The organism is Aeromonas sp. NJAU223, assembly GCF_051125555.1.
Taxonomy (GTDB): domain Bacteria; phylum Pseudomonadota; class Gammaproteobacteria; order Enterobacterales; family Aeromonadaceae; genus Aeromonas; species Aeromonas veronii_G.
The window spans coordinates 282501-294809 of the sequence record NZ_CP144204.1 but is presented as its reverse complement, the minus strand read 5'-3'; the positions used below and the strand labels follow the sequence as shown (position 1 = coordinate 294809).

Annotated in this window: 7 protein-coding genes, 1 tRNA gene and 2 rRNA genes (1 of these 10 cut by a window edge); 4 read left to right on the top strand and 6 right to left on the bottom strand. The window is 59.1% G+C overall.

Annotated features, from left to right (window positions below):
* Window positions 1-310: 310 nt before the first annotated feature.
* From VZC39_RS01410 to VZC39_RS01400, 3 genes are all read right to left on the bottom strand, one after another.
* Entirely contained in the window at window positions 311-2473 is a 2163-nt protein-coding gene (locus VZC39_RS01410; RefSeq protein ID WP_434665140.1) for a S9 family peptidase, read from the bottom strand.
* 299 nt (window positions 2474-2772) lie between these two features.
* Window positions 2773-3204, bottom strand: coding sequence for a DUF411 domain-containing protein (locus tag VZC39_RS01405; RefSeq protein ID WP_349920659.1), 432 nt, complete (start codon window positions 3202-3204; stop codon window positions 2773-2775).
* Window positions 3205-3254: 50 nt separating this feature from the next.
* Window positions 3255-3578, bottom strand: a complete 324-nt coding sequence (locus VZC39_RS01400; protein ID WP_434665137.1) for a hypothetical protein — start codon at window positions 3576-3578, stop codon at window positions 3255-3257.
* 259 nt (window positions 3579-3837) lie between these two features.
* Between VZC39_RS01400 and VZC39_RS01395 the strand changes: the two genes are divergently transcribed.
* The 4 genes from VZC39_RS01395 (at window position 3838) to VZC39_RS01380 (ending at window position 7979) form a co-directional block, all read left to right on the top strand.
* Complete coding sequence (locus tag VZC39_RS01395; protein ID WP_434665134.1) at window positions 3838-4434, top strand: NAD(P)H-dependent oxidoreductase; 597 nt, start codon at window positions 3838-3840, stop codon at window positions 4432-4434.
* Window positions 4434-6290 (top strand): glutathione-regulated potassium-efflux system protein KefC, encoded by a 1857-nt coding sequence (gene kefC / locus VZC39_RS01390; RefSeq protein ID WP_434665131.1) that lies wholly within the window; start codon window positions 4434-4436, stop codon window positions 6288-6290. The genes VZC39_RS01395 and kefC overlap by 1 nt, the downstream gene beginning before the upstream one ends.
* The gene (locus VZC39_RS01385; RefSeq protein WP_349920655.1) at window positions 6287-6673 is read left to right on the top strand and encodes a SirB2 family protein; all 387 of its coding nucleotides are present in this window, start codon (window positions 6287-6289) and stop codon (window positions 6671-6673) included. The genes kefC and VZC39_RS01385 overlap by 4 nt, the downstream gene beginning before the upstream one ends.
* 319 nt (window positions 6674-6992) lie before the next feature.
* The gene (locus tag VZC39_RS01380) at window positions 6993-7979 is read left to right on the top strand and encodes a helix-turn-helix transcriptional regulator (protein WP_349920654.1); all 987 of its coding nucleotides are present in this window, start codon (window positions 6993-6995) and stop codon (window positions 7977-7979) included.
* Between the two features lie 1235 nt (window positions 7980-9214).
* Here VZC39_RS01380 and VZC39_RS01375 read toward each other — a convergent pair.
* The 3 genes from VZC39_RS01375 to VZC39_RS01365 all read right to left on the bottom strand — a co-directional run.
* A tRNA-Asp gene (locus tag VZC39_RS01375) sits at window positions 9215-9291 on the bottom strand.
* Window positions 9292-9386: 95 nt separating this feature from the next.
* Window positions 9387-9501: ribosomal RNA gene (rrf, locus tag VZC39_RS01370) — 5S ribosomal RNA — on the bottom strand.
* Window positions 9502-9620: 119 nt separating this feature from the next.
* A 23S ribosomal RNA gene (locus VZC39_RS01365) occupies window positions 9621-12309 on the bottom strand (it continues 200 nt past the right edge of the window).

Here is a 12309-nt window from a genome sequence, read left to right as displayed (position 1 = left end):
TCATATCGCAACCGGGTTGCCGCCAGCGGGCTCCCCATCCCGTCGCGTTAACATCCGCGCATCATCCCCGCCCGGATCGGTCCCATGCCCCCATGTGGGACCTTTCTGCGCAGCCGGGCCCCAGATGACAAGGCCCGGCTCACCAGGGTCGCTGGCGGCCGGGCCGGGATCATCGGAGGGTCACGCCCAGAGGTTTATGCTTTGGGCTTGGCCAGATCCAGGATAAACGCGAACTCCAATGCGATATCTTCATCGGCCTTGCAATCACCCGGACTTGCCTGCGGCCAGTCACAGGACATTGGCACCAGCCCTATGCCTTCGGCTTGGCCAGATCCAGGATAAACGCGAACTCCAGCGCGATATCTTCATAAGCCTTGAAGCGGCCCGATTTGCCACCGTGACCGGCGTCCATGTCGGTGCTGAGCAGCAGCAGGTTGTCGTCTGTCTTCAGCTCCCGCAATTTGGCGACCCACTTGGCCGGCTCCCAGTACTGCACCTGGGAATCGTGCAGGCCGGTGGTGACCAGCAGGTTCGGGTAGGCCTGGGCCTTGACCTGATCGTAGGGGCTGTAGGCCAGCATGTAGTCGTAGTAGCGCTTCTGGTTCGGATTGCCCCACTCGTCGTACTCGCCGGTGGTGAGGGGGATAGACTCGTCCAGCATGGTGGTCACCACGTCCACGAAGGGCACCTGGGCAACCACGCCGCGATAGAGCTCGGGCGCCTGGTTGATGACGGCCCCCATCAGCAGGCCGCCGGCACTGCCCCCCATGGCATAGACCTGATCCCTGGCGCCGTAACCCTGGGCCACCAGGGCCTGGGTCACGTCGATGAAGTCGTGGAAGCTGTTCTGCTTCTTGAGCAGCTTGCCGTCTTCATACCAGCCGCGGCCCAGCTCCTCGCCCCCCCGAATGTGGGCGATGGCGTAGACGAAGCCTCTGTCCAGCAGGCTCAGACGGGCGGTGCTGAAGTCCGGATCCATGCTGGCGCCGTAGGAGCCATAGCCGTAGACCAGCAGCGGATTGTGGCCATTCTTCTTGAACAGATCCTTGCGATAGACCAGAGAGACCGGCACCTTGACCCCGTCGCGGGCGTCGATCCAGAGCCGCTCGCTGGCATATTTCTCGGCCTTGAAGCCCGCCACCGCCTGCTGCTTGAGCAGGGTGCGCTTGCCGCTGTCGAGGTTGAGTTCATAGGTGGAGGACGGCGTGGTCATGGAGGAGTAGCCGTAGCGCAGGGCGCTGGTGTCAGGCTCGGGGTTGTAGCCAAGCCAGGTGACATAGGCCGGATCATCGAAGGCGATCTCTTTTTGCTCGCCGCTCTGCCAGTTCACCTGACGCAGCCGGGTCAGCCCCTGGCTGCGCTCTTCCAGCACCAGCCAGTCCTTGAACAGGGCATAGCTCTCCAGCAGCACGTCCGGGTTCGGGGCGATCACCGCCTTCCAGCGGTCCACCGGGCTCTCCTTGGTCTCGTAGAGGCCGAAGTTCTTGCCGTCCTTGTTGGAGCGCACGTAGAAGCGGCCACGGTAGTGATCCAGGCTGTACTCATGATCCACCTGGCGCGGCAGGAAGAGGCGCGGCTTCTGGCTCGGGGTGTTGGCATCGATGAGGCGCGCCTCCCCGGTGGTAGTGCTGGAAAGCGCGATGACGATGAAGTCTTCCGAGGTGGTGGCGTAGAGGCTGACGTAGAAGCTGTCATCCTTCTCCTCGTACACCAGCTGATCCTTGGCTGGATCCGTGCCGAGCTCGTGGCGATAGACCTGATAGGGCAGCAGGGTCTGGGGGTGCTTGCGCACATAGAACACCGTCTTGCTGTCGTTGGCCCACACCAGGTTGCCGGAGGTGTTCTCAAGTTTGTCCGTCGCCCACTGGCCGCTCTCCAGATCCAGGAACTGCACCTGGTACTGACGACGGGAGAGGAAATCTTCCGCCACCGCCAGCCAGCGGTTGTTGCGGCTCACCTCCAGCGCGCCCAGGGCATAGAACTCGTGCCCCTCGGCCCGCAGGTTGCTGTCCAGCAGCAAACTGGCCTTGGGTTCAGGCTGCCCTTTCTCTCCTACCGGCGTGCGGGAATAGATGCCGTACTCCTTGCCCGGCTCGTAGCGGGTCTGGTAGCGGTAGCCGTTCTTCACATAGGGCACCGACTCATCCTGCTGGGGAATGCGGGCGACCATCTCCTTGTAGAGTTTCTCACGCAGGGGCAGGGTCGGCTTGAGCATCGCCTCCGTGTAGGCATTCTCGGCCTTGAGGTAATCCAGCACCTCGGGCTTCTGGCGTTCGTCGTCCCGCAGCCAGTAGTAGTTGTCGATCCGCTCCTCCCCGTGTTTCTTCAGTGAGTGGGGATGCTTGGCAGCCACGGGCGGGAGAGGGGCGGACTGAACGGTGGAATCGGGCATGGCGGACTCTTCATTGGCATGGGTGAAGGGGGCGGCGGCCAGGCAAGCCAGCAGCAGCAACCCTCGGGAAACGTTGAACATCTCGCATCCTTTGCGCACGGACAGGATGGGTGAAACCCGGGCCAGGCGCCACGGCGTGAGGCCCGTAGGCTGGCATGGGCACCGCGCAGGCGGCAACCCGGATCCTGTAGGAATAATTTGGCGATCAATCTGCCCCTTGTCGCCCCGGGTTGCAAGTGATCCCCCTTTATTCCCCCCAAAACAACGAAAAAGGGTCACCCTCTCGCGATGGTGACCCTCCTTCTCTGGCCATGAGCGACACAGATTCGCTCAGGTGTGCCTCACATGATGGAGTAGTGCCGGCTCATGACCAGTGTTCGTCAGCCGGGATAGCTCGACCAGACCTTGGTCGCGCCCTCCTCACTGATGCTCAGCACCTGGTAGGGCTGACCGGGGATATCCATGCCCGGCGCACTCTGGGGCATGCCCGGAATGGTCAGGCCGCGGATCGCCGGTTTCTCCTTGAGCATCTTCTGCACGTCGGCGGCGGGCACATGCCCCTCGACCACATAGCCATTCACCACCCCGGTGTGGCAGGAAGCCAGCTGCGGGGTGATGCCATGCTGCTGCTTGACGGGATCCAGCTGCTCGGTTTCCACGACCTTGACCTCAAAGCCGTTCTCTTCCATGTGCTTGACCCAGCTCTTGCAGCAGCCGCAGTACTTGGATTTGTAGACTGTCATCTGCTCCGTTGCCAGGGCAGAGAAACTGACGGTACCGGCCAGCAGGGCCAGTAACAGGGATTTGTACATAACTCACCTCAGATAAGAAGAAATACCCAATGAACAGGGGACAAATCGACTCAACCGAAGGTGCGGGGGGGACGCTCCAGCCGCGCCCTGGGGGCGTCCGGCACATAGAGAGAGGGGGAGAGGAAATCCGGGGAGTCAGGCTCCAGCATGGCCACCGTCAGGCTGTCGCCGGTCAGCACCGTCATGGCGAGGGCCGAGGTGAAGCTGCCACAGGGCATGGCTTTCTCCAGGGTGCGCTCGCTCTGGCTGCAGTGGGGCGTCAGGGTACAGAGGTCGGTCGCCGCCCGGCTGCCAAACGACATCAACACCAGCAGCAGACTCCACAGGGGGAGCCAGCGACGGGCGTGAACGAGTTGGCGACGGGTCAAAACCATGAGATGACTCAGCAATCAAAGGAGGCCTATGGTAACCCCGGGCCCTGGGGGAGGGTCAAGCCTGCCACCTGAGGGAGATCAAAAGAGGGTGAGATAGCTCGGGGGCCGTGGCACACTTCCCCTGATTAGGCAGTGCCAAAAGAGACGCGGACTACCACGGCCTTCGCGCCCGCCACTGGCGACTCGGGATGCTTCTTGCTAACGTCGCCACTCGATGCATCTTATTCGCAGACACGAATCCCGCTCAGGTTATGACCCCATGAAACGCATTCTGGTTATCTTTTCACACCCGGCGCTGCAGAGCTCCCGGGCCAACCGGCAACTGTTGCAGGCCATCGACGGCCTGGAAGGGGTCACCCTGCACGACCTCTACCAGCAGTACCCGGACATGTATATCGACGTGAAGCGCGAGCAGGCGTTGCTGGCGGAGCACGATCTCATCGTCTTCCAGCACCCCTTCTACTGGTACTCCTGCCCCGCCATCATGAAGGAGTGGATGGATCTGGTGCTGGAGTATGGCTATGCCTACGGCCCGGAAGCCCATGCCCTGGCGGGCAAGCAGTGGCTCTCCGCCATCACCACGGGGGGAGCGCCCGAGTCTTATTGCAGTGCGGGTTACAACCAGCGGCCCCTGCTCGACTTCCTGTTGCCCTTCCAGCAGACGGCCCAGTTGTGCGGCATGGCCTGGCTGCCCCCCTTCGTGTTGCACTCCTTCCACAAGCTGAAGGATCCCGAGGCCCTGCGCCGCTGCGGCCAGGATTATCGTCAGTTGATCTGCGCCCTGCGCGATGAGCAGCTGACCCCGGCCCAGCTGGGTGCAAGCCCCTATCTGCGCGATCTGCTGGAGGTGCTGTGATGGGACACGGAATCCTGCTCGATGCCCTGATCTATCTCTGCGCCGCGGTGATTGCGGTCCCCCTCGCCAAGCGCTGGGGACTGGGCTCCGTGCTCGGTTATCTGCTGGCCGGCATCATCATCGGCCCCTTCCTGCTGGGCCTGGTGGGAGAACAGAAAGACGTGATGCACTTCGCCGAGTTCGGGGTGGTGCTGATGCTGTTCCTGGTCGGTCTGGAGCTGCGCCCCGCTCTCTTGTGGCAACTGAAGGGCCCCATCCTCGGCACCGGCGGCCTGCAGGTATTGCTCACCACGGCGGCCCTCACCGGAGTCGCCACCCTCATCGGGCTGCCCTGGCAACAGGGGCTGGCCATCGGCCTCATCCTGGCGCTCTCCTCCACCGCCATCGTCTTGCAGAGCCTGCAGGAGCGCAAACTGATGCAGAGCGAGAGCGGGCGATCCGCCTTCGCCGTGCTGCTGTTCCAGGACATCGCCGTGATCCCCATTCTGGCGGTGCTGCCCCTGCTGGCCATCACCCCCGTGGTCAGCAACGGCAACTCCGATCTCGCGGGCTGGCAGCACGGCCTGCTGGTGGTGGCCGCTATCGCCGGCATAGTGCTCGGCGGCCATTACCTGATGCGACCGGTGTTCCGCGCCATCGCCCAGTCCCACATGCGGGAGATCTTCGTCGCCGCGGCCCTGCTGCTGGTCATTGCCATCGCCGTGCTGATGGAGTCGGTGGGGCTCTCCCCCGCCCTCGGCTCCTTCCTGGCCGGCGTGGTGCTGGCGGACAGCGAGTATCGCCACGAGCTGGAAGCGGACATCGAACCGTTCAAGGGGTTGCTGCTCGGCCTCTTCTTCATGTCCGTGGGGGCTGGCATCGATTTCAGCCTGTTCGCCCAGCATCCCCTGCTGATCCCGACCCTGGTGGTCGGCCTGATGGTCTTGAAGTGGTTGGTACTGATGGTGCTGGCCCTGATCCTGCGGGTCTCCCCCAGCCAGCGCTGGACCTTCGCCCTGGCGCTGGCTCAGGGGGGGGAGTTCGCCTTCGTGCTGTTCTCCTTCGCCGCCCAGAACAAGGTGCTGCCGGGCAGCACCATCTCCTTGCTGACCCTGGTGGTGGCCCTCTCCATGGCGCTGACCCCGCTGCTCTTGATCCTCAACGACAAGGTGATCCAGCCCTGGTTCGATTACCGCAACCGGGAGGATCTGCCCAAGCACGAGCAACCCGAGCTGGTGGAGCATCCCGTCATCATCGCCGGCTTCGGCCGTTTCGGTCAGATAGTGGGTCGTCTGCTGCACGGCCATGGCATTGGTACGACCATCCTTGAACAGGACGCCAGCCAGATAGAGATGCTACGAAAGTACGGTTACCAGGTGTTTTATGGGGATGCCAGTCGACTCGATCTGCTGCATGCCGCAGGGGCCCACAAGGCCAAGCTGCTGGTGCTCTCCATCAATGATCCCGCCACCTCCCTCACGGTGATCGAGATGGTGAAGAAACACTTCCCGCACCTTAAGATACTGGCGCGTGCCCAGGACAGACCGACGGCCCACGAGATCCTGCGCCTCGGGGTCGAGAGCGTGCACCGGGAAACCCTGGGATCGGCGGTGGATCTGGGGGTCGAGGCCCTCACCCAGCTCGGTTTCAGGGCCAACCAGGCCTGGCGCGCCGGCCAGATGTTCAAGCGGTATGACAACCGCCTGCTGCGCGAGCAGGTCAACTATCTGGATGACGAACACACCTATATCAACAAGAGCCTGCAATACCGGGAGATCCTCTCCGATCTGCTGCAAGACGATCAGGAGGGACAGGAGCGTACCCACGCCCACAACTGGAACAGCGGTCTGCACGACAACGACAAGGAAGCAATATGATTGCCTATTACCCCCTGCTCAAACACCTGCACATGACACTGGCGCTGGTCAGCGTGCTGCTGTTCCTCTATCGCTGGCTGCTGGCCCTGGGTGGCAGCGCCCGCCTGCAGCAGAAGTGGCTGAAGATCCTGCCCCACCTCAACGACACCCTTCTGCTGGTACTTGGCGTGCTGCTGGCCGTGACCCTGCAGATGAGCCCGGGCCAGCAGCCCTGGCTGATGGCCAAGCTCGTTGCCCTGGTGCTCTACATCGGCCTTGGCGTCATGGCCCTCAAGCGTCCCGCCCGCAGCCAGAAGCTGGTAGCCGGCATCGCCGCCCTCGCCGTGTTTGGCTACATGGTCGGCGCCGCCATGACCAAGTCCCCCTGGTCCTGGCTGCTCTGATCCCCGCAGCAGGAGGGTGAGAGCACGGCTCTCACCCTCCATTTCACAACCTCTCCCCGACCACTGCACCCTGACGATCCCGTCCCTGCAAACCTCATATCCCATCCCAATCACGGATAATCCGCTGTCGCCACTGTCATTTTTTCAACCAAAAAAGGCTTCATAAGGAGCCTTCATTGGCGTATTTTATTATCTCCATCAATAAGTTAGCCACGCATGTATGAAAATGGCGACAGTTGTCGCAGCAAAACTTGCGACATATATTGTCGCAAGTGCTGGCTAGGATAAACTCAACGCTAAACCAGTGAAGGCAAGCACCATGAGTAAGAAGCTGTTACGACAACTGACCTTGGCGCGTTGCATCCCGCACCGCCCTTACAAGCTGACCGCCAGCCAACTTCAGGTAAAACTGGAAGAGGAAGGCATACACGTCAGTCTGCGTACCGTGCAACGGGACCTGGAAGAAATGTCCGGCATGGGACTGTTCGACCTCACCTCCGATGAACGCAGCAAACCCCATGGCTGGTGCTTCGAGCGCCACGGTCTGAACGACTTCGCCAATATCATGCCGCTCTCCCTGGCTGTGGCCCTGAAAACCTGGAGCGACCAGGCGAGCCAGCTGTTGCCAGCGAGCGTGCTGACCGAATTGAACCCCCTGGTCGACAAGGCTGGCCAGGTGATCCGCGACAGTCAGAGTGAACTGGCTGAGCGCTGGCTCGAGAGCGTGCATCAGTCTCCGCGCCCCTTCGCCGGCAACCCGGAGATCCGTCGCAGCACCTTGATCCGCGACGCCCTGTGGCGTGGCCGCAAGTTCAGCGCCGAGATCCAGCGCGTCATCAAGGAGCGCACCGTGTGGCTCTGCTATGACCGCATCAACCCGCTCGGCATCCTGAATCAGGCCGATGGCCCCGTGCTGCTCTGTACCCTGTCCGAGCTGGACCCCAAGGTCTACGGCATCCCGTTCGATCACATCAAGAACGTGGAGCTGACCAACTTCAGCGCGACCCAGCCCAAGGAGTTCAACATCCAGAAGCTGATCCGCGACCAGGGCTACCAGGACGTCAGCGGCCCCATCCGCTTCGTCGGCCGCATCGATGCCAACTGCCCTACCCTGATCGATGGCCAGATCCCGGGACACAACCCGCGCATGACCCGCTACGACAAGCGTAGCGTGGTAGTGGAGACCGAGGTGCAGGACACCCCCGAGTTCCGCTCCTGGCTGAACAACATGAGCGGCAATCTGGAAGTGCTGGCGCCCGAGTCACTGCGCAAGGCATATCCGGCTCCCACCACCCGGGTCAGCTGATCGGATAACATCGTCAAACACCAAAAGCCGGGAGATATCCCGGCTTTTGGTTGATTTATCAGCATATTCATTCAATAAAATTTGAACGTTTACACCCCTCATTGAATCTCTTGTACCATCGTTTTCCTGCCAATTTCTCCTTGTGAGAGATCCGCCATTCCCCCTGTAAGACCCCACAGTGTTGAGCCGTACGCGAAGCCATCCCGAGTGCATGATGCTTTCCATGGAAACAAAATAACCATATGATATTAAAGATAATTTCCATCGTCAGTCTAAAAAACATCCGGCAGAATGCCCAGCTTGAAGGGGTTTCATGCCTTGTTCCCCCCCATGGTTACCTTAATATGGGTCTCACAAGGACGGCGCTGACTCGGCAGGATGCAGAAACAGCGCATAAATAGGACAAGCCGCAGGATGTGGCAGGACTCCTCAGGATGAGGCCGATAACCCGGACGGTTATCACAAGGAATGACAGGACAACCGCAGGATGCGGTGTTGGACACCTCGGGATGAGGCAGAGCAGCAGGACAGCCGCTCTTCAGGATGACAGGATACTCGCCGGAGGCGACAGGAATGGCTTCAGGATGAAGCGAGATAATCGGGATGATTATCTGTCAGGAAGACACAAGGAACACCGCTGGATGCGGTAATGGACACCTCCAGGATGGAGAGGGTGAAGCAATCAGGAGCGATTGCCAGGCTAGGATGGCCACAGGACACCCCAACGGAATGGGAAGGGGAAATTCCAAAGGAAAGGATAGAGTCAAGGATTGCAGGGAGCATGGCAGTTCAGGGACTGGACGAGATGACTTGAGGGGACGGCAACTGCCGTCCCCTTTTCTTTTTAAGGTATTCCTGGAATTAAAGTATTCCTGGAAAGGGGGTCCTTCTCCGCTTCATACCCTTTACCTGGCTGAGCAACAACCAGAGCCAATCATATGAGTGCCAGCCCCTCTCCAGTCGCTTTCCCTGATCGGGGTAACCCCTGGCCTCCAGAAACATGAAAGGGGTGCTTGAAGCGTTTGAGAGCGCGAGTGCCCTCGATCAGCCCGATGCCTCACGACTGCTCTGCGTGTTCTACTGAGCGATCCTGGGGTGCAATCAGCCATCTGCGGTGAGATATGCAAGACATGGAGATTCACCAAGCAGGAAGGGAAGACTCGCCCGGGTGAGCATGAAGTCGAAAACGCATAAACGAAAAAAAGCCCAGTCGTTAGACTGGGCTTCTTAAGTAGTGGCGGAGCGGACGGGACTCGAACCCGCGACCCCCGGCGTGACAGGCCGGTATTCTAACCGACTGAACTACCGCTCCGCATTCGGTTAGCTTTCGCTAAATCTTTTGCCGCTTATCTGAGGTGTCATCCTCGCAGCCAATCGCGCAATGTGTGCACAACTGTTTAATTGGGTGCCTGGCAGTGTCCTACTCTCGCATGGCGAATGCCACACTACCATCGGCGCTACCGCGTTTCACTTCTGAGTTCGGCATGGGATCAGGTGGTTCCACGGCGCTATGGCCGCCAGGCAAATTCTTAATCTAGAAAGCTGACGTGAATAACGATGTCGCTCTTGGCTCGTCGCTATCACTGAATTTGAGTAGTTCATGCACTTGCTACAAGGCCAGAAACACTTCTTGGGTGTTGTATGGTTAAGCCTCACGGGTAATTAGTATGGGTTAGCTCAACACGTCGCCGCGCTTACACACCCCACCTATCAACGTTGTGGTCTCCAACGGCCCTTTAGGACCCTCAAGGGGTCAGGGATGACTCATCTCAGGGCTCGCTTCCCGCTTAGATGCTTTCAGCGGTTATCGATTCCGAACTTAGCTACCGGGCAGTGCCACTGGCGTGACAACCCGAACACCAGAGGTTCGTTCACTCCGGTCCTCTCGTACTAGGAGCAACTCCCTTCAATCATCCAACGCCCACGGCAGATAGGGACCGAACTGTCTCACGACGTTCTGAACCCAGCTCGCGTACCACTTTAAATGGCGAACAGCCATACCCTTGGGACCGACTTCAGCCCCAGGATGTGATGAGCCGACATCGAGGTGCCAAACACCGCCGTCGATATGAACTCTTGGGCGGTATCAGCCTGTTATCCCCGGAGTACCTTTTATCCGTTGAGCGATGGCCCTTCCATTCAGAACCACCGGATCACTATGACCTACTTTCGTACCTGCTCGACCTGTCCGTCTCGCAGTTAAGCTGGCTTATGCCATTGCACTAACCTCCTGATGTCCGACCAGGATTAGCCAACCTTCGTGCTCCTCCGTTACTCTTTGGGAGGAGACCGCCCCAGTCAAACTACCCACCAGGCACTGTCCGCGAGCCCGATTCAGGGCCCTGCGTTAGAACATCAAACATACAAGGGTGGTATTTCAAGGACGGCTCCACGACAACTGGCGTCATCGCTTCAAAGCCTCCCACCTATCCTACACATGTAGGTTCAATGTTCAGTGCCAAGCTGTAGTAAAGGTTCACGGGGTCTTTCCGTCTAGCCGCGGGTACACCGCATCTTCACGGCGAATTCGATTTCACTGAGTCTCGGGTGGAGACAGCATGGCCATGGTTACACCATTCGTGCAGGTCGGAACTTACCCGACAAGGAATTTCGCTACCTTAGGACCGTTATAGTTACGGCCGCCGTTTACCGGGGCTTCGATCAAGAGCTTCGCTTGCGCTAACCCCATCAATTAACCTTCCGGCACCGGGCAGGTGTCACACCCTATACGTCCACTTTCGTGTTTGCAGAGTGCTGTGTTTTTGATAAACAGTCCCAGCCATCTGGTCACTGCGACTCCCGACAGCTCCATCCGCAAGGGACTTCACCATCAAGAGCGAACCTTCTCCCGAAGTTACGGTTCTATTTTGCCTAGTTCCTTCACCCGAGTTCTCTCAAGCGCCTTGGTATTCTCTACCCGACCACCTGTGTCGGTTTGGGGTACGATGACTTGTAATCTGAAGCTTAGAGGCTTTTCCTGGAAGCAGGGCATCAATGGCTTCCGCACCGTAGTGCGTTCGTCTCGTGTCTCAGTGTTGTGTCTCCGGATTTGCCTAGAAACACCACCTACGCACTTTCACCAGGACAACCGTCGCCTGGCCCACCTAGCCTTCTCCGTCCCCCCATCGCAATTACAAGTCGTGCAGGAATATTAACCTGCTTCCCATCGATTACGCCTTTCGGCCTCACCTTAGGGGTCGACTCACCCTGCCCCGATTAACGTTGGACAGGAACCCTTGGTCTTCCGGCGAGGAGGCTTTTCACCCCCTTTATCGTTACTTACGTCAGCATTCGCACTTCTGATATCTCCAGCATGCCTCTCGACACACCTTCGCAGACTTACAGAACGCTCCCCTACCACTCACGCTTAGCGTGAATCCGCGGCTTCGGTGCCTGGTTTGAGCCCCGTTACATCTTCCGCGCAGGCCGACTCGACTAGTGAGCTATTACGCTTTCTTTAAATGATGGCTGCTTCTAAGCCAACATCCTAGCTGTCTGAGCCTTCCCACATCGTTTCCCACTTAACCAGAACTTTGGGACCTTAGCCGGCGGTCTGGGTTGTTTCCCTCTTCACGACGGACGTTAGCACCCGCCGTGTGTCTCCCGGATATTACTTACTGGTATTCGGAGTTTGCATGGGGTTGGTAAGTCGGGATGACCCCCTAGCCCAAACAGTGCTCTACCCCCAGTAGTATTCGTCCGAGGCGCTACCTAAATAGCTTTCGGGGAGAACCAGCTATCTCCGAGTTTGATTGGCCTTTCACCCCCAGCCACAGGTCATCCCCTAACTTTGCAACGTTAGTGGGTTCGGTCCTCCAGTTGATGTTACTCAACCTTCAACCTGCCCATGGCTAGATCACCCGGTTTCGGGTCTACACCTTGCAACTAGACGCCCAGTTAAGACTCGGTTTCCCTACGGCTCCCCTATACGGTTAACCTCGCTACAAAATGTAAGTCGCTGACCCATTATACAAAAGGTACGCAGTCACCCCGAAGGGCTCCCACTGCTTGTACGTACACGGTTTCAGGTTCTATTTCACTCCCCTCACAGGGGTTCTTTTCGCCTTTCCCTCACGGTACTGGTTCACTATCGGTCAGTCAGGAGTATTTAGCCTTGGAGGATGGTCCCCCCATGTTCAGACAGGATGTCACGTGTCCCGCCCTACTCGATTTCACATCAAGGTTGTTTTCGTGTACGGGGCTATCACCCTGTATCGCCGGCCTTTCCAGGACCGTTCCACTAACTTCCAAGATGCTTAAGGGCTAATCCCCGTTCGCTCGCCGCTACTGAGGGAATCTCGGTTGATTTCTTTTCCTCGGGGTACTTAGA